Below are 16,470 nucleotides of genomic sequence, written 5' to 3'. Positions count from 1 at the left end.
CAAGGAAAAGGACATCCGCGCCGGCACCTACACGGTCAAGATCAACGACGCCGAGCCGAAGTCGAGCTGACGTCCGCCCGACGCCGAAGCGCCGGCCTTCCCGTGCCGGCCTCCCCGTCCCGAATCCCGGCGGTGCACCCGCGTGCGCCGCCGGTCATCGTGTTCCGGCGCGACGAGCCCCCATGACCGAAACCCGCCCGATCGTTCTGGAATTACGCACCATCACCAAGCGGTTCGGGCCGCTGGTCGCCAACGACGCGGTCGATCTCGTCATGCGCAAGGGCGAGATTCTCGCGCTCCTCGGCGAGAACGGGGCCGGCAAGACCACGCTGATGAACATCCTGTTCGGCCACTACCTGGCCGATGCCGGCGAGGTCCTGGTCGCCGACGCCCATGGCGGGCTGCAGCCGCTGCCGCCCGGCAGCCCGCATGCCGCGCTCGCCGCCGGCATCGGCATGGTGCACCAGCATTTCACGCTGGCCGAGAACCTGACCGTCCTCGACAACATCACGCTCGGCACCGAGCCCCTGTTCGCGCTGCATCGCTCGACAAGGGCGGCGCGCGCCAAGCTCGAAGACCTGATGGCCCGCTCGGGCCTGACCGTCGACCTGGACGCGACCGTGGCGCGGCTGGCGGTCGGCGAGCGACAGCGCATCGAGATCCTGAAGGCGCTCTACCGCGACGCGCGCATCCTGGTGCTCGACGAGCCGACCGCGGTGCTGACCCCGCAGGAAAGCGACGGCCTGTTCGCGACGCTGCGCGCGCTGGCGGCGCAGGGCCTGTCGGTGGTCTTCATCTCCCACAAGCTGAACGAGGTGGTCTCGGCCAGCGACCGCGTCGCGGTGCTGCGCGGCGGCCGCAAGGTCGCCGAGCGCGAGACCGCCGGCGCCGACCGCGCGACGCTGGCCGAACTGATGGTCGGCCGCCCGATCGCCGCCTCCCGGCGCGAGCCGCGCGAGCCCGGCCGCACCGTGCTGAAGCTCGACGCCGTCTCGGTCGCCGGCCACGACGTGCGGACCCGGCTGGCGTCGGTCTCGCTCGACCTGCGCGAGGGCGAGGTGGTCGGCGTCGCCGGCGTCTCCGGCAACGGCCAGACCGCGCTGGCAAGCCTCGTCTGCGGCCTGGTGGCGCCGAGCGCCGGCACGATGACGCTGCTCGACCAGGCATTGACCGAATTCGATCCCGGCGCCTTCGTGGCCGCCGGCATCGGCCGCATCCCGGAAGACCGGCACAGCGAGGGCGTGGTCGGCTCCATGTCGATCGCCGAGAATGTCGCCCTGGAGACGATCGGCACCGAGCGCTTCCAGACCGGCGGCTTCCTCAAGTTCGGCGCCATGCGGCAAGCCGCCGAGGAGGCGATCCGCGGCTACGAGATCAAGTGCCCCGGACCCGACGCGCCGATCAGGCTCCTGTCCGGCGGCAACATGCAGAAGGCGATCCTGGCGCGCGCGCTCGACGGGGCGCCGAAGCTGATCATCGCCAACCAGCCGACGCGCGGGCTCGATGTCGGCGCGGTGGCGGAAGTCCACCGCCGCCTGCTCGCCGCCCGCATGCGTGGCGCCGCGGTGCTGCTGATCTCCGAGGATCTCGACGAACTGTTCGAGCTGTCCGACCGGATCGCCGTGATGTTCCGCTCGCGCCTGACCGCCGCCCTGCCCTCGGCCGGGCTCGACCTGAAGACCCTCGGCCTGATGATGGCCGGACACGATCCGGCAGAGGTGGCGGCATGATCCGGCTCGAACCGCGCGGCGAAACGCCGCGCCTGCTCGCCCTGACGGCCCCCGTGGTCGCCGCCCTGGTCGCGCTGGCGCTCGCCGCCATCCCGATCATGGCCGCCGGAGCACCGCTCCTGAAGGCCTATCAGGTCATGTTCGAGGGCGCGCTCGGCTCGCGCTTCGCCCTGACCGAGGTCGTCTCGCGCGCCACGCCGCTGATCCTGACCGGGCTCGCCGCCGCGATCGCCTTCCGGGCGCGGCTCTACAATATCGGCGCGGAGGGCCAGCTCTATCTCGGCGCGGTCGCGGCGGTGGCGGTCGGCTCCGGCCGCTTCGACGGCCCGCCGGCGCTGATGATCGCCGCCGTGCTGATCGCCGGCGCGATCGCGGGCGCGCTTCTGATGCTCGGGCCGACACTGATGAAGGTGAAGCTCGGCGCCGACGAAGTGGTCACGACGCTGCTGCTCAACTTCATCGTGATCCTATTCGTGCAGATCATGATCGAGGGGCCGATGAAGGACCCGATGAGCCTCGGCTGGCCGCAATCCGAGCCGATCATCGATTCCGCCGCCCTGCCGAAGCTGATCGAGAAGACGCGCGTCCATGCCGGGCTGATCGTGGCGCTCGTCGCCGCGCTCGGCGTGCATGTCTTCCTGGCCCATACGGTGCCGGGCTTCCGCATCCGCGCGGTCGGCGCCAACCCGGCGGCCGCGCGCTTCGCCGGCATGAGCGTGACCGGCACCATGCTGCTGGTCGGCGCCCTGTCGGGCGCGCTGGCCGGCCTCGCCGGGGTCGGCGAGGTCGCGGGCCTGAAGGGCTACCTGACCAACAACCTGTCGCCCGGCTACGGCTATGCCGGCATCGTCGTCGCCATGCTGGCCGGGCTGTCGCCGCTCGGCGTGGTGCTGGCGGCCTTCTTCGTGGCGGCGGTCTTCGTCGGCGCCGATTCGATGAGCCGCGGCATCAACGTGTCGAGCTACATCGCCAACCTGATCGTGGCGCTCGCCCTGATCTCGGTGCTCGTGTCCGGCGTGGTGACGCGCTGGCGCATCCGTTTCGGCCGGCCGGGGGGCTGAGGCGCCATGGAAATCTTCGACATCCTCGTCACGGTCTCGTTCTGGGTCGCGGCCCTGCGCATCGCCACGCCGCTGATCTTCGGCGTCACCGGCGCGCTCCTGTGCGAGCGGGCCGGCGTGCTCAATCTCGGCATCGAAGGCATCATGACGGTCGGCGCGATGACCGGCTGGATCACGGTCCATCTCGGCGGCTCGCTCTGGGGCGGGGTCGTCGCCGCCATGGCGATGGGGGCCTTGTGCGGGCTCGTCCTCGCCGTACTGACCGTCAAGCTCGGCCTCAGCCAGCATGTCAGCGGGCTCGGCGTGACCATGCTGGCGACCAGCGCCAGCTACTTCACCTACCGGGTCGTGCTGCCCAACGCCAACACGCCGCCGCGCATCCAGCCCTTCGAGCCCTTGAACATTCCGGGCCTGTCGGACCTGCCCGTGATCGGCCCGATCCTGTTCCAGCAGACGGCGCTGACGCTGCTCGCCATTGCGCTGGTCGCGCTGACCGCGTGGTTCCTGAACCGGACGCCGCTCGGCCTGGCGCTGCGCGCCGTCGGCGAGAATCCGGCGGCCGTCGAGGCGCAGGGGCTCGACGTGCATCGGCTCAGGATGGGCGCGGTCGTCGCCGGTTCGGCCGTGATGGCGCTCGGCGGCGCCTTCCTGACCATGTCGGCCTTCAACGCCTTCTTCTTCGAGATGGTCGCCGGCCGCGGCTGGATCTGCATCGCCTTGACCGTGTTCGCCTCCTGGCGTCCCGGCAAGGCGCTGATCGGCGCCATCCTGTTCGGCGCCTTCGACGCCTTCCAGGTCCGCCTGCAGCAGGTGGTCGGCGGCGCCGTGCCCGGCCAGGTCTTCCTGATGATCCCCTATCTCCTGTCCATCGTCGCCCTGGTGGTCTGGTCGCGCAAGGCGAGCTACCCCAAGGCCCTGATGGTGCCCTACATCAAGGGCCAGCGGTGACCGCGCGCCGGCTGCCGCGCGCGCCCGCCGGCTTCGGCCGGGATCGCCCCGACGCCGGACCGTCCTGCCCCGCCCCCGCCCGCCGCCTCACGCCGACCCGCACCGGATCCGCCCCATGAGCCTCGATCTCCTCGTCCGCAACGCCACCCTGCCCGACGGCCGCACCGGCCAGGACATCGCCATCGCGGACGGCCGGATCGCCGCGATCGAGCCCGGCATCGCCGCCGAGGCCGGCCGGGTGATCGATGCCGGCGGCCATCTGGTCGCCCCGCCCTTCGTCGACTGCCACTTCCACATGGACGCGACCCTGTCGCTCGGCCTGCCGCGCATGAACGTCTCCGGCACGCTGCTCGAAGGCATCGCGCTGTGGGGCGAGCTGAAGCCGCTCCTGACCTTCGAGGCGGTGGTCGAGCGGGCGCTCCGCTATTGCGATCTCGCCGTCGCCCATGGGCTCTTGGCGGTGCGCACCCATGTCGACATCTGCGACGACCGGCTCCTCGCCGTCGAGGCGCTGCTGCACGTCAAGAAGACCGTCGCGCCCTATCTCGACCTGCAGCTCGTCGCCTTCCCGCAGGACGGCTATTTCCGCTCGCCGACCGCCGCCGCCAATCTGGACCGTGCGCTCGACCTCGGCGTCGACGTGGTCGGCGGCATCCCGCATTTCGAACGCACCATGGCGGACGGCGCCGCCTCGCTGAAGGCCTTGTGCGAGATCGCCGAGCGGCGCGGCCTGCTCGTCGACATCCACTGCGACGAGACCGACGACCCGCTCTCCCGCCATATCGAGGCGCTCGCCTACGAGACCCAGCGGCTCGGCCTCAACGGCCGCGTCGCCGGCTCGCATCTGACCTCGATGCATTCGATGGACAACTACTACGTCTCAAAACTCCTGCCGCTGATCGCCGAGGCCGGCGTCGCCGCGATCCCGAACCCGCTCATCAACATCACCCTGCAGGGCCGCCACGACACCTATCCGAAGCGCCGCGGCATGACCCGGGTGCCGGAGATGCGCGCGTTCGGCATCGAGATCGGCTTCGGCCAGGACTGCACCATGGACCCCTGGTACAGCCTCGGCGGCGCCGACATGCTCGATGTCGCCCATATGGGCCTGCATGTGGCGCAGATGACCGCACGCGAGGCGATGCGCTGGTGCTTCGACGCGGTGACCGTCCATCCGGCCAGGATCATGCATCTCGACGGCTACGGCCTCGCGCCGGGCTGCCACGGCGACCTGGTGGTCCTGCAGGCGAAGGACCCGATCGAGGCGATCCGGCTGCGCGCCAACCGGCTGTTCGTCGTCCGCCGCGGCCGGGTGATCGCCGAGACCCCGGCCCGCATCGCCAGCCTCGCCCTGCCCGGCCGCCCCGCCGCCGTCGACCCGGCCGCCTACGCGCCGAAGGCCGGGTGACGGGCGCCGAAGCGCTCAGGATGACAAACCGGACGGATGCCTCTAAACCTGTGCCTCCGCGAAACGGGGTCGCCGGCACATGTTCCTGGTCATCGACAATTACGACAGCTTCACCTGGAACCTGGTCCACTATCTCGGCGAACTCGGCGCGACGCTGAAGGTCGTGCGCAACGACAAGATCTCGGTCGACGAGGTGGCGGCGATGGACCCGGAGGGGGTGATCCTCTCGCCCGGCCCGTGCACGCCCAACGAGGCCGGCATCTGCCTCGACCTGATCACGGGCTTCGACGGGCGGATGCCGATCATGGGCGTCTGCCTCGGCCATCAGGCGATCGGCCAGGCCTATGGCGGCACGGTGATCCGCGCGCCGCACCTGATGCACGGCAAGACCTCGACCATCCGCCATGACGGCCGCGGCGTGTTCCGGGGCCTCAACGCCGATTTCACCGGCACCCGCTACCATTCCCTCGTGGTCGAGCGTTCCACCATGCCGGACGCGCTGGTGCCGGTCGCCCATTCCGACGACGGCCTGGTGATGGGCCTGATGCATCGCGAGCATCCGGTCCACGGCGTCCAGTTCCACCCGGAATCGATCGCCTCGGAGAACGGCCACCGCATCCTGAAGAATTTCCTCGACCTGGCGCGCGACTTCAACGACACCCACCGCGCCCGGCCGGCCGCCGCCTGAGACGGGCCCTATCCACCGTCGATCCGGTGCGCCGCCGATCCGTTCCAACGCCGATCCGGTCCAACGACCTTCCAACCAACCGAGCACCCCATGACCGACCTGAAAGCGCTGATCGGCAAGGCCGCCACGGGCGCCACGCTGAGCCGCGAGGAGGCCCGCACCGCCTTCGACGTGATGATGTCCGGCGAGGCAACCCCGGCCCAGATCGGCGGCTTCCTGATGGCGCTCCGGGTGCGCGGCGAGACCGTCGACGAGATCACCGGCGCGGTCGAGACCATGCGCGACAAGATGCTGCGCGTCGCCGCTCCGGCGGACGCGATCGACATCGTCGGCACCGGCGGCGACGGCTCGGGCAGCTACAATGTCTCGACCTGCTCGGCCTTCGTGGCCGCCGCCTGCGGGGTGCCGGTCGCCAAGCACGGCAACCGCGCGCTGTCGTCGAAATCGGGGGCGGCCGACGTGCTGACCGCGCTCGGCGTGAAGATCGACATCGGCCCCGACCGGATCGCCGAGTGCATCCGCGTCGCCGGCCTCGGCTTCATGTTCGCGCCCGCCCATCACTCGGCGATGAAGCATGTCGGCCCGGCGCGCGTCGAACTCGGCACGCGCACCATGTTCAACCTGCTCGGCCCGCTCTCCAACCCGGCCGGCGTGAAGCGGCAGATGACCGGCGTCTTCGCCCGCTCCTGGGTCGAGCCGATCGCCCGCGTGCTCGGCAATCTCGGCGCCGCGCGCGCCTGGGTGGTCAACGGCTCCGACGGGCTCGACGAGATCACCGTGACCGGACCGACCACCGTCGCCGAATGGCGCGACGGCCGGGTCGCGACCTTCGAGGTCTCGCCCGAGGATGTCGGGCTCGACCGCGCCGACCCGGCGGACCTGCGCGGCGGCGACGGCCCCGAGAATGCCGAGGCGCTGCGCGCCGTGCTCGACGGCCGCAAGGGCGCCTATCGCGACATCGTGCTGATGAATGCCGGCGCGGCCCTGGTGGTCGCCGGCAAGGCGGACGGGCTGAAGGACGGCGTCGCGCAGGCCGCCCGTGCCATCGACGAGGGCGGCGCCCGGGCTCGGCTCGACGCGCTGATCCATGTCTCGAACGGCTGATCCGACCATGACCGACATTCTGAAGCGCATCGAGACCTACAAGCGCGAGGAGATCGCCGCCGCCAAGGCCGCGGTGCCGGAGGCCGAGCTCAAGGCGCGCATCGCCGACCAGGAGCCGCCGCGCGGCTTCCTCGCCGCGCTCCGCGCCGAGCGGGCCGCGGGACGCTACGCGCTCATCGCCGAGATCAAGAAGGCGAGCCCGTCCAAGGGCCTGATCCGGCCGGACTTCGATCCGCCGGCGCTCGCCCGCGCCTATCGCGACGGCGGCGCCGCCTGCCTCAGCGTGCTGACCGACACCCCCTCGTTCCAGGGCCGGCCCGACTATCTCGCCGCCGCCCGCGACGCTTCCGGCCTGCCGGCGCTGCGCAAGGACTTCCTGTTCGAGCCCTACCAGGTCACCGAGGCGCGCGCCTGGGGCGCCGACTGCATCCTGATCATCATGGCCTCGCTCGACGACGATGCGGCGGCCGCGCTCGAGGACGCAGCCTTCGCGCTCGGCATGGACGTGCTGATCGAGGTCCATGACGAGGCCGAGCTCGAACGGGCGCTCAAGCTGAAGAGCCCGATGGTCGGCATCAACAACCGCAACCTGAAGACCTTCGAGACGTCGCTGACGACCTCCGAGCGGCTGGCGCCGCTGGTCCCGTCCGACCGGCTGGTGGTCGGCGAAAGCGGCCTCTTCACGCCCGCCGATCTGGCCCGCCTCGACCGGGTCGGCATCGGCACCTTCCTGATCGGCGAAAGCCTGATGCGCCAGGACGATGTCGCCGCGGCGACGCGGAGCCTGCTGGCGCGCTGACGCGAGCGGCCGGTCGCGCGCTGATCGAGCCGCCGGGGCAGTCCGACGGAGACCGTCCATCGCAGTCGAATGGCGGCAGTGCGCGGGTATCGGGCTGTCGAGGGGCGATCACCCGCGGGCTTTTGGTGGCCGGCGGACCGCCCTCCTCTGCCTGAGACAAAGCCCGGCGGCCGCCGGTCAGCTGACCGGCGTGCAGCGTTCCCAGATTTCCGGATCGGCGCCGGGCTGGTCGGCCGGATAGGCATAGACCCAGTTCTCGCCGCGCAGGCGCAGGAACCGGCGCGTGCCGCCATGTTCCTCCTTCTCCGGTACCAGATACTGGAAGGCGTGGCGGCTATAGTCGCCGGTCATGTCGGCGCCGCCGGGCGTGATGATCCGGGTGCCGTCGATCTCCATGCGCCGGCCATCCTTGCGGCACCATTTGCCGTCGATGGCATCGGCCTGCGCCAGACCGGCGCCAAGCACCAGCGCCGCTGCCGCGCCCGAGAGAATGAGCCCGATCCGCCGCATCCCGCATCCCCCATGACCTTGGGGTAAGACGCTATCGCGGCCCGGGCCGGCCCGGAAGACACGAAGCCGCGATCAGCCGGTCGGCGTCATGGGCAACGGGCCTCATGGGCAAAGGACCTCGCGGGCAAAGGGCCCGCGCGCAAAGGGCCGCGAGGCCGCCCGCATCGGGCCGCCGACGCCGCGCGAAGGCCCGTGTCGCCGATCCGAGTGCCGTCCGCGTCAGGTCTTCTTCAGATTGCAGGTCTTCGCGCCGCCATAGAGCTTGCCCTCCTGCCAGCAGCCGGTCGCCCGGCATTCCTGCAGCTTGGGCGTACAGTGGTCCTGGACGCAGTTGAGGTCGGTCGGCGCGCGCTGCTTGCAGCGGGCCGCGCACATGGACTGGAAGCCGGAACAGGACTGCGCCGAGGCGGCCGGCGCCGCCGGCAAGACCGCGAGGGCGAGAAGCGCAGCAAGGACGAGACGCATGGGTTCGGCTCCTTCGGGTGACGCAACGGAGCCTAGCCCGGCCACCCGGGGTTGGCAATCGCCGGGGCCACGCTCACGAGGCGCGGGCGGCCCGGCGCACGGCGTCGGGCTCGCTGGCGATCACGCGCAACAGGGTCCGCGCCGGCCCGTCCGGCTTGCGCCGACCCTGCTCCCAATCGCGCACCGTGGCGGAGGACAGCCCGAATTCGGCCGCGAAGGCCGCCTGGGACATCCGCAGGCGCAATCGGATGGCCTTCACGTCGATGTCCTCGACGGTGACGATCCTGGCCGGCTCGGCACGTCCTTCCGCTACCGCCAGCGCCTCGCGGGCCGCCTCGATCAGGGTCTCGCCGAATGTGCTCATTGCGACCTCCTCGATGGCAGTCCCGCACCCTCTTGATCCGATCCCGCCGGCGGGACCAGCGCCTCACCCCAAGACGCCGAAACCCGTCACCGCCCGGCCGTGAACCCCGTGAAGCCGACATCGGGGGCGGAGGTGTTGTGGGTCGAGGGCGTCGAGCGGCCGAAGACGATCTCGGCGGCCTTGCCGGACTTGAACTCGATCACCGATTGGACCTGCACCGGAGCCCCCGGGGCGGCGCGCCACTGGGCCTCGGCGGTGTCGGCATTGCCCGGGCGCACATACATCGAGCGCAAAGCCGTGAAGGGCAGCGTGCCGTCGGAGGGCGGGTCGAGCTTGACCGCGACCGCGGCGTGGCCGATGTCGAGATCGGCCAGCCGCACGGTGCCCTTGCCGCCCTTGGCGAAATCGAGCGTGAAGGTCAGCGTCTTCGGGTCGAACTCGATCGCCTTGTAGGCGACGAAGGGCCGGGTCGATTCCTCGACCGGGCCGACCAGGAAGGACGAGCCGTAGGCGACCTCGTGCATGCGGAACGGCGGCAGCGGCCGCAGGCGCCAGTAGCCGTCCTGCGGATACATGACCAGGACCTCGTAGGGCCCCGCGACGGTCTTCTTCCAGACCTGGACCAGGTGCAGGAAGTTCTGCGTCAGCTTGCCGACCTTGACCGGCACCACGGTCGGCCGCCAGAAGTCCGGATAGACGACGCCCTTCACCATGTACTGGTCGTCCTCGTAGAGGATCGCCGTCGGCGGAATATAGGGCTTCACCGGCGCCGGATCGGGACCCGGTCCGAAGGAGCAGTCGGTGAAGTCCGGCGCGGTCGAATCGCGCATCACCGTGTCGAGATAGACCGGGCTGCGCGCGATCACCGTGAAGCCGTCGACCTTCGCGCCGCCGAGCGTGTAGTAGATGTTGTCCTCCTCCGCGCACTTGGTCGCGTAGGACTTGTTCGCCACATCGACCGTGACCGTCTCGGCCTGCGCCGCGACCGGCCCGAGGACCGCCGGCAGGAGCCCGGCGGGCGCCAGAAGCGCGGCGGCGAGCACGGCACCGAAACCTCTACGGAAGCGCGTGGCGACAAAGCTTTGCATCAACATCCTCATCTCAGGTGCGAACCGGGCAGGATCGCATAGATATCGCCGGAATTGGCCTCGACCGGCAGGGCATCGAGCCAGGCGCGCAACGCCTCGAGCGGGATCCAGGCGTCGTGCACGAACCGCTGGCTCTCGCCGAGGCAGGCCTCGAAACCGTCGTAGCCGAGCGCGGCGAGCCGGTCGAGTGCCCGATGGGCGACCGGCCGCTGGATCGTGGTGAACTCGAACGAGACGGCCGGCACCGGCCGGGTCAGGCCGGCCAGCACCTCGGCCTCGAAACCCTCCACGTCGATCTTGACGAAGGCCGGCGCGCCATGGCGGGCGATCAGCCGATCGAGCGTGGTCAGCGGCACGGCGATCCGCTCCGACCAGACCTGCCCCTCCCAGCCGGGCGCCGTCGCGGCGGCGGCGATGAAATCGGAGGAGGCCGTCGAGATGGTCGGATTGGCGAGATTGACGTGCAGGTCGACGCTGCCTTCGGCCGCGCCGAGCGCGACCGGCTCGATCGCGACCTCCGCGTCGGCGCCGTAGAGCCGCGTCAGCGTGGCGACCAGGGCCGGCTGCGGCTCGGCCGCGACGACCCGGCAGCCGAGGCGGCGCAGCGAGGCGATGCGGTCGCCGACATGGGCGCCGATGTCGAAGGCGAGGTCGCCGGCGCGGACGAAGCGCGCATGCAGCCGGTCCATCGCCGCATCGCGCGCCGAATCGCCATAGTAGATGCCGAGCGACCGGCGCACGCCGGCCTCGGCGACACCGGCGCCGAGGCCCTCAGCTTCGAGGCCGGCCGCGCCCCTGCCGTCGCCCGCCATCACGGTTTCGCCTTCACGATCGCGAGCGCCGGCAGATGCAGGCCGTCGAGTTCGGCCGGGGTGACGACTTCCTCGGGAATGCGGCACCAGCCGGTCCGCACCATGAAGCGGCCGACGGCCGGGCTGGAGGTCAGAACCGTCAGCGGGATGGCCAGCAGCAACCCGAGGAACAGCGGGGTCGCGAACAGGAAGGCCCAGGGCGACAGCGACCACAGGCCCAACCCGGCGACTGCACCGAGCAGCGTGTGCGGCCAGAAGCGCGCCGCGGCCTCGCGCCACGGCACCGCATGGGCGTCGCGGACCTGCGCCGTCCAGCCGACCGTCCGGCCGCAGGCGACGGCCGCGAGCATCATCGTGTGGCTGAGCGCGGAGATCGGCGTCAGCAGGAGCGCGAACACCGTCTCGGTCAGGAGCCCGCCGAGAAAGGCCGCGGTGCCGCCGAAGCCGGCGCGGGCGGCCGGACGGGCGAGCACGTCGAGCGCGGTCATGATCTTGGGCGCGAACATGGTCGCGAACAGGAGCGCGACCAGGCCGAGCGCGGGGCCGGCCGCGAGCCAGGCCTCGCCCGGGGCCGCGCGATGGGCGGCGACGAGGGCGAGGAGCCACATCGCGATGAAGGCCGGCGAGGCCGCGAACATGACCACGGCGACGATCAGCTGGAACCGGCTGGTCGGCCGGATGCCCGGCAGGCCGACGAGCTTCAGATATTGCGTATTGCCGAGGCACCAGCGCATGTCGCGGCGGATGAACTCGATCAGCGTCGGCGGATTCTCCTCGTAGGAGCCGCCCTCCTCCGGCACCACGCGCACGTCGTAGCCGGCGCGGCGCATCAGCACCGCCTCGACCTGATCGTGGCTCATGATGTCGCCGCCGAGCGGGCCTTGGCCGGGCAGCGGCGGCAGGTGGCAGTGGCGGGTGAAGGGCGCCAGCCGGATCAGGGCGTTGTGACCCCAATAAGGACCGCAATCGGCATGCCACCAAGCGCTGCCGAGCGTGTAGGAGCGCATGCCGAGCCGCATGCCGAACTGGAACAGGCGCGCCAGCGGGCTCGCCGAGGGCAGCCCCACGGTCAGGCTCTGCAGGATGCCGAGCTTCGGGTCGGACTGGGCGATCCGCACCATGCGCAGGATGCGGTCGGCGGCCATGAAGCTGTCGGCATCGAGCACCAGCGCGAATTCGGTCTCGTGACCCCGGCGCTCGCAGAATTCGCGGATGTTGCCGGCCTTGAAGCCCGGATTGGTGGCACGGCGGCGATAGTCGAGCGCCTTGACGCGGCCGTCGAAGCGGGCGCGCAGGGCCGCGAAGGCGGCCTCTTCGGCGCCGGCGACATCGGCGCGGTTGGTGTCGGACAGGACATGCAGCGCGAAATGCGCGCCGGTGCCGGACCGGACCAGATCCTCCAGGATCAGGGCGATGTTGCGGAACACCCGCTCGGTATCCTCGTTGCGGATGCACATCAGGATCGCGGTGTCGGCGGTGATCGGCTGGTCGTCGGAGACGGTCGCGGCCGGCGGGCAGGTCAGCGCCAGGGGATCGCGCGCGAGACGCATGATCACGAAGCCGATCAGGGCGTTCCAGAAGTTCAGCAGCGACCAGGGCAGGTAGACGGCGACCAGCGCCAGGATCGCGATGTCGAGGGCGCCGTAGCCGCCGGGCGCGAAAGCCGCGACGGCAAGCGCCATCATGGCGAGCCAGGAGCCGAAGACGAGGAGCCCGAAGAGGATCCGGCGCGCTCCGGCCGGATTGGTGCTGCGGCTGGCGTCGGCATCGAACTGGCCGGCGTCGGTACTGAGGCTCATCGGTCGGATCGCCTGGATGGGGGCAGGTGACTGGTCCGGCCTGCCGCGGGCCCCTCGCCCCGCATCCGGCCGGTCTCCGGCGGGCCGGCGATCCGTTCCCACCGCCCTCGCGTAGACGGATCGGGAATGGACGAACCTTAGCGGAGACGGCAAGGTTACGCGAGTGGATGCCCGTCGGATGCGGCGGATCCGGGGAGAGAGATGCCGAAATCGCCGTGCGACGGTCACGAATCCGTCAGTTGCCCTCCGCAAGGCCGCGCCCTGTGGTTCGAGGAGATCGGCCGGGCGGCAATCCGGGCCGAGCCCCTCGCCGTGGCCGCGCCCGATACCGTGCAGGTGCGCATGCTCTATTCCGGCATCAGCCGCGGCACCGAGAGCCTGGTCTTTGCCGGCCGCGTGCCCCCCGGCGAGCATCAGCGCATGCGCGCGCCGTTCCAGGCCGGCGATTTCGGCTTCCCGGTCAAATATGGCTATGCGGCGGTCGGCACCGTCGAGGACGGCCCCGATGCCCTGATCGGCCGGACGGTCTTCTGCCTGCATCCGCACCAGGACCTGTTTCGCGTCCCCGCCGCGGCCGTCACCGTGGTGCCGGATGCCGTGCCGCCGGCGCGCGCCGTGCTGGCGGCCAATATGGAAACCGCCCTCAACGCGCTCTGGGACGGCGGCGCCGGCCCCGGCGACCGGATCGTGGTGGTCGGCGCGGGTGCGGTCGGCGCGCTGACGGCGGCGCTCGCAGGACGGCTGCCGGGCGCGGAGGTGACGCTGGTCGATATCGACCCCGCCCGCGCGGCCATCGCCGCCGCGCTCGGCGTCGGCTTCGCCCTGCCGGAGGCGGCACCGGGCGGCGCGGACATCGTCTTCCATGCCTCCGCCCGCTCCGCCGGCCTCGCCACCGCCCTGGCGCTCGCCGGTGACGAGGCGACCGTGGTCGAAATGAGCTGGTACGGCACCGCGGAGGTCTCGGTCTGCCTCGGCGGCGGCTTCCATGCCCAGAGGCTGAAGCTCGTGTCGAGCCAGGTCGGCCGCGTCGCACCCGGGCGGCGCAGCCGCTGGGACTATCGCCGCCGGCTGGCCAAGGCGCTCGATCTTCTCGCCGACGACCGGCTCGACGTCCTCCTCGGCGACCCGATACCCTTCGACGACCTGCCGGCGCGGCTGCCCGCCATCCTCACCGCCCCCGGTGCGGCGCCCTGCCCGCTGATCCAATACCCGGCCCGCCCGTAGACCCGCTCACCCGTCCCTGCCCTCGCGCCCGCCCCGGAGCCCGCCATGTTTGCCGTAGAAGTCCGCGATCACATCATGATCGCCCATTCGTTCCGGGGCGCCGTGTTCGGCCCGGCCCAGGCCCTGCACGGCGCGACCTTCGTGGTCGATCTCGCCTTCTTCCGCGCCGAGTTGGACGAGAACGGCATCGTGGTCGATATCGGCCTCGCCCACGACGCGCTGAAGGCGGTGCTCGGGCCCCTGACCTACCGCAATCTCGACGAGCTGCCCGAATTCGCCGGCCGCAACACCACCACCGAGGTGCTGGCCCGGCACATCTTCGACGCCATGGCGGCGGCGATCGCGCGCGGCGACCTCGGTGCCGACGCCCGGGCGATCGCGAAACTGCGCGTCACCCTGCACGAGAGCCATGTCGCCCGCGCCTGGTACGAGGCGCCGATCGGTGGCTGACGGCTTCACCTTCGCGGTGCCGGGCGATCCGGATCTGCCGACCGGCGGCTACGGCTATGGGCGCCGGCTGGCATCCGAATTGGCCGCGCTCGGCCTGCGCGTCACGCCGCTGCGCCTGCCGGAGGGCTTTCCGTTTCCCGCTGAGGCGGCCCGCGCCGAGGCCGGACGCCTGCTGGCGGCCGTGCCGGCGGGCGAGACCGTGCTGGTCGACGGGCTCGCGCTCGGCGTGCTGCCCGAGGCGGCCGAGGCGGTCGCCCGGCGCGGGCGTCTGGTCGCGCTGGTGCATCATCCGCTCGCCCACGAGACCGGTCACTCGGCCGAGACCGCCGCGCGGCTGGCGGCGAGCGAACGCGCCGCGCTGGCTCATGCCGATGCCGTCGTCGCCACCGGTCCCGGCACGGCCCGAAGCCTCGTCGCCGAATTCGGCGTCGCGCCCGGCCGGATCACGCTGGCCCCGCCCGGGACGGACCCGGTGCCCCCGACCGATCGTTCGGGCGATGGGCCGGTGCGCCTGCTCGCGGTCGGCTCGCTGATCCCGCGCAAGGGCCATGACGATCTGATCGCCGCGCTGGCGACGCTCGCCGCGCTCGATTGGCGGCTCGACATCGTCGGATCCGCGGCCTTCGATCCCGGCCATGCCGCCGACCTCGCGCGCATGATAGAAGTCGCCGGCCTCGCCGACCGCATCCGCCTGACCGGCGCGATTCCCGCCGAGGCAGTCGCGGCCGCCTACCGCACCGCCGATCTCTTCGTGCTCGCCTCCCGTTACGAGGGCTGGGGCATGGCCTATACGGAGGCGCTCGCCCATGGCCTGCCGGTGGTCGGCACCGATGAGGCGGTGATGGCCGAGGCGGTGCGCGCCGCCGCCGTGCTGGTCCCGGCCGGCGATCGCCCCGCCCTCGCCGGTGCCCTGCGCGACCTCCTCGCCGACCCCGCCGCCCGCCAGGCCGGTGCCGCCGCGGCGCAGGCGGCGGCCCGCCTCCTTCCCACTTGGCGCGGGACGGCGCTCGCCGTGGCGCGCGTGATCGGACAGCCCGCATGAACCAATTCGAGACCGATTGGCTGGACCTGCGCGAGCCCGCCGACCGCCGCGCCCGCAACGGCGTGATCGCCGCCCGGCTGGCGGGCCGCTTCAAGGAGGCCGACGGGCTGGTCGTGGTCGATCTCGGCTGCGGCACCGGCTCGACCGCGCGCGCCATCGCCGGCCTGCTGCCCGGACCGCAACGCTGGCGCCTGGTCGACCATGACGACGGCCATCTCGCCCGAGCCCGCGCCGCGCTCGCCGGCCTGACCGACCGCGACGGACGGGCGATCGCGCTGGAGACCTGCCAGGCCGACCTCTCTGCCGGCGTGCCGGCCGAGCTTCTCGACGGCTGCGGGCTGATCGCCACCTCGGCCTTCTTCGATCTCGTCTCGCGCGGCTTCCTGGAACGGCTCGCCGCCACGGCCGCCGCCCGCGGCCTGCCCCTCTATGCCGCCCTGACCGTCGACGGCCGCCTCGCCTGCGAGCCGCCGGACCCGCTCGACCGGGCCGTCTTCGACGCCTTCAACGCCCATATGGGCCGCGACAAGGGTTTCGGCCCGGCCTGCGGCCCGCGCGCGCCCGACACCGCCCTGCACGTGCTGCGCCAACGCGGCTTCCGCGTCGAGGCCGGCCGCTCCGACTGGACCGTCGGCGCCGACGAGCCGGAATTCGCCACCCGCCTGCTCGACGGCTGGACCGCGGCCGCCGCCGAGACCGGCCTCGTCGATCCGGCCGAACTCGCCCGCTGGTCGCGCCGCCGCCACGTCGAGATCGCCGCCGGCACCGCCCGCTTCGAGGTCGGCCACCTGGATATCCTGGCGCTGCCGGATTGAGCCGCTCCGGGCTTCGACGACCGGCCGCAGGTCCAGGTCGGGTCGGTTCAGATTGACGGTGCCGGATGTCAACCATCCGGCTCGATCGATGCTGTTTCCCGGTTCGGATTCACCCGCCGGATGGCAACCATCCGGCTCCATCGAAGCTGCCTCCCGGTTCGGA

At 71.7% G+C, this 16,470-nt stretch carries 17 protein-coding genes; 11 read left to right on the top strand and 6 right to left on the bottom strand.

The window, feature by feature from the left end; all coding sequences use genetic code 11:
* Positions 1-182 precede the first annotated feature (182 nt).
* The 7 genes from ABB55_RS25950 (at position 183) to trpC (ending at position 7,738) form a co-directional block, all read left to right on the top strand.
* Complete coding sequence (locus ABB55_RS25950) at positions 183-1,730, top strand: ABC transporter ATP-binding protein (RefSeq protein WP_054361419.1); 1,548 nt, start codon at positions 183-185, stop codon at positions 1,728-1,730.
* Complete coding sequence (locus ABB55_RS25945) at positions 1,727-2,791, top strand: ABC transporter permease (protein WP_054361418.1); 1,065 nt, start codon at positions 1,727-1,729, stop codon at positions 2,789-2,791. The genes ABB55_RS25950 and ABB55_RS25945 overlap by 4 nt, the downstream gene beginning before the upstream one ends.
* Positions 2,792-2,797: 6 nt before the next feature.
* Positions 2,798-3,739: an ABC transporter permease gene (locus ABB55_RS25940; protein ID WP_054361417.1), complete on the top strand. Its 942-nt coding sequence runs from the start codon at positions 2,798-2,800 to the stop codon at positions 3,737-3,739.
* A gap of 115 nt (positions 3,740-3,854) precedes the next feature.
* Positions 3,855-5,147: an amidohydrolase family protein gene (locus ABB55_RS25935; protein ID WP_054361416.1), complete on the top strand. Its 1,293-nt coding sequence runs from the start codon at positions 3,855-3,857 to the stop codon at positions 5,145-5,147.
* A 79-nt stretch (positions 5,148-5,226) separates the two neighbouring features.
* Positions 5,227-5,835 carry an anthranilate synthase component II gene (locus ABB55_RS25930; RefSeq protein WP_054361415.1) on the top strand — a complete coding sequence of 203 codons (609 nt, stop codon included), beginning with the start codon at positions 5,227-5,229 and terminating at the stop codon, positions 5,833-5,835.
* Positions 5,836-5,925: 90 nt separating this feature from the next.
* Positions 5,926-6,939 (top strand): anthranilate phosphoribosyltransferase, encoded by a 1,014-nt coding sequence (gene trpD, locus ABB55_RS25925; RefSeq protein WP_054361414.1) that lies wholly within the window; start codon positions 5,926-5,928, stop codon positions 6,937-6,939.
* 7 nt (positions 6,940-6,946) lie between these two features.
* Positions 6,947-7,738, top strand: coding sequence for an indole-3-glycerol phosphate synthase TrpC (gene trpC, locus ABB55_RS25920; RefSeq protein ID WP_054361413.1), 792 nt, complete (start codon positions 6,947-6,949; stop codon positions 7,736-7,738).
* 177 nt (positions 7,739-7,915) lie between these two features.
* On the opposite strand, the gene ABB55_RS25915 is transcribed toward trpC, so the two are convergent.
* The 6 genes from ABB55_RS25915 to mdoH form a co-directional block, all read right to left on the bottom strand.
* On the bottom strand, positions 7,916-8,248 hold the full coding sequence (locus ABB55_RS25915) for a hypothetical protein (RefSeq protein ID WP_054361412.1): 333 nt from the start codon (positions 8,246-8,248) through the stop codon (positions 7,916-7,918).
* Between the two features lie 219 nt (positions 8,249-8,467).
* Positions 8,468-8,713 (bottom strand): hypothetical protein, encoded by a 246-nt coding sequence (locus ABB55_RS25910; RefSeq protein ID WP_054361411.1) that lies wholly within the window; start codon positions 8,711-8,713, stop codon positions 8,468-8,470.
* Between the two features lie 73 nt (positions 8,714-8,786).
* On the bottom strand, positions 8,787-9,077 hold the full coding sequence (gene nadS, locus ABB55_RS25905) for a NadS family protein (RefSeq protein WP_054361410.1): 291 nt from the start codon (positions 9,075-9,077) through the stop codon (positions 8,787-8,789).
* 86 nt (positions 9,078-9,163) lie between these two features.
* Positions 9,164-10,165 (bottom strand): hypothetical protein, encoded by a 1,002-nt coding sequence (locus ABB55_RS25900; protein ID WP_152982193.1) that lies wholly within the window; start codon positions 10,163-10,165, stop codon positions 9,164-9,166.
* Positions 10,166-10,173: 8 nt separating this feature from the next.
* The gene (locus ABB55_RS25895; RefSeq protein WP_054361408.1) at positions 10,174-10,977 is read right to left on the bottom strand and encodes an FkbM family methyltransferase; all 804 of its coding nucleotides are present in this window, start codon (positions 10,975-10,977) and stop codon (positions 10,174-10,176) included.
* On the bottom strand, positions 10,977-12,776 hold the full coding sequence (gene mdoH, locus ABB55_RS25890) for a glucans biosynthesis glucosyltransferase MdoH (protein ID WP_083463958.1): 1,800 nt from the start codon (positions 12,774-12,776) through the stop codon (positions 10,977-10,979). Before mdoH ends, ABB55_RS25895 begins: the two co-directional genes overlap by 1 nt.
* A gap of 201 nt (positions 12,777-12,977) precedes the next feature.
* Here mdoH and ABB55_RS25885 point away from each other — a divergent pair, with 201 nt between their 5' ends.
* The 4 genes from ABB55_RS25885 to ABB55_RS25870 are packed head-to-tail and all read left to right on the top strand — an operon-like array spanning position 12,978 to position 16,307.
* A complete protein-coding gene (locus tag ABB55_RS25885) occupies positions 12,978-14,000 on the top strand; it encodes a zinc-dependent alcohol dehydrogenase (protein ID WP_054361407.1) in 1,023 nt (340 codons plus the stop codon).
* 45 nt (positions 14,001-14,045) lie between these two features.
* A complete protein-coding gene (locus ABB55_RS25880) occupies positions 14,046-14,450 on the top strand; it encodes a 6-pyruvoyl trahydropterin synthase family protein (RefSeq protein ID WP_054361406.1) in 405 nt (134 codons plus the stop codon).
* Positions 14,443-15,492: a glycosyltransferase family 4 protein gene (locus ABB55_RS25875; protein ID WP_054361405.1), complete on the top strand. Its 1,050-nt coding sequence runs from the start codon at positions 14,443-14,445 to the stop codon at positions 15,490-15,492. Before ABB55_RS25880 ends, ABB55_RS25875 begins: the two co-directional genes overlap by 8 nt.
* Positions 15,489-16,307 (top strand): hypothetical protein, encoded by an 819-nt coding sequence (locus ABB55_RS25870; RefSeq protein ID WP_054361404.1) that lies wholly within the window; start codon positions 15,489-15,491, stop codon positions 16,305-16,307. Before ABB55_RS25875 ends, ABB55_RS25870 begins: the two co-directional genes overlap by 4 nt.
* Positions 16,308-16,470 lie beyond the last annotated feature (163 nt).

Source organism: Prosthecodimorpha hirschii, from assembly GCF_001305515.1.
Lineage (GTDB): Bacteria > Pseudomonadota > Alphaproteobacteria > Rhizobiales > Ancalomicrobiaceae > Prosthecodimorpha > Prosthecodimorpha hirschii.
Note: the sequence above shows the minus strand (reverse complement) of the source record. Positions and strands in the feature narration are given on the sequence as shown.

Coding starts and splice junctions, on each gene's coding strand:
- ABB55_RS25950 (WP_054361419.1), top strand. CDS start 183: ATGACCGAAACCCGCCCGATCGTTCTGGAATTACGCACCATCACCAAG.
- ABB55_RS25945 (WP_054361418.1), top strand. CDS start 1,727: ATGATCCGGCTCGAACCGCGCGGCGAAACGCCGCGCCTGCTCGCCCTG.
- ABB55_RS25940 (WP_054361417.1), top strand. CDS start 2,798: ATGGAAATCTTCGACATCCTCGTCACGGTCTCGTTCTGGGTCGCGGCC.
- ABB55_RS25935 (WP_054361416.1), top strand. CDS start 3,855: ATGAGCCTCGATCTCCTCGTCCGCAACGCCACCCTGCCCGACGGCCGC.
- ABB55_RS25930 (WP_054361415.1), top strand. CDS start 5,227: ATGTTCCTGGTCATCGACAATTACGACAGCTTCACCTGGAACCTGGTC.
- trpD (WP_054361414.1), top strand. CDS start 5,926: ATGACCGACCTGAAAGCGCTGATCGGCAAGGCCGCCACGGGCGCCACG.
- trpC (WP_054361413.1), top strand. CDS start 6,947: ATGACCGACATTCTGAAGCGCATCGAGACCTACAAGCGCGAGGAGATC.
- ABB55_RS25915 (WP_054361412.1), bottom strand. CDS start 8,248: ATGCGGCGGATCGGGCTCATTCTCTCGGGCGCGGCAGCGGCGCTGGTG.
- ABB55_RS25910 (WP_054361411.1), bottom strand. CDS start 8,713: ATGCGTCTCGTCCTTGCTGCGCTTCTCGCCCTCGCGGTCTTGCCGGCG.
- nadS (WP_054361410.1), bottom strand. CDS start 9,077: ATGAGCACATTCGGCGAGACCCTGATCGAGGCGGCCCGCGAGGCGCTG.
- ABB55_RS25900 (WP_152982193.1), bottom strand. CDS start 10,165: ATGCAAAGCTTTGTCGCCACGCGCTTCCGTAGAGGTTTCGGTGCCGTG.
- ABB55_RS25895 (WP_054361408.1), bottom strand. CDS start 10,977: ATGGCGGGCGACGGCAGGGGCGCGGCCGGCCTCGAAGCTGAGGGCCTC.
- mdoH (WP_083463958.1), bottom strand. CDS start 12,776: ATGAGCCTCAGTACCGACGCCGGCCAGTTCGATGCCGACGCCAGCCGC.
- ABB55_RS25885 (WP_054361407.1), top strand. CDS start 12,978: ATGCCGAAATCGCCGTGCGACGGTCACGAATCCGTCAGTTGCCCTCCG.
- ABB55_RS25880 (WP_054361406.1), top strand. CDS start 14,046: ATGTTTGCCGTAGAAGTCCGCGATCACATCATGATCGCCCATTCGTTC.
- ABB55_RS25870 (WP_054361404.1), top strand. CDS start 15,489: ATGAACCAATTCGAGACCGATTGGCTGGACCTGCGCGAGCCCGCCGAC.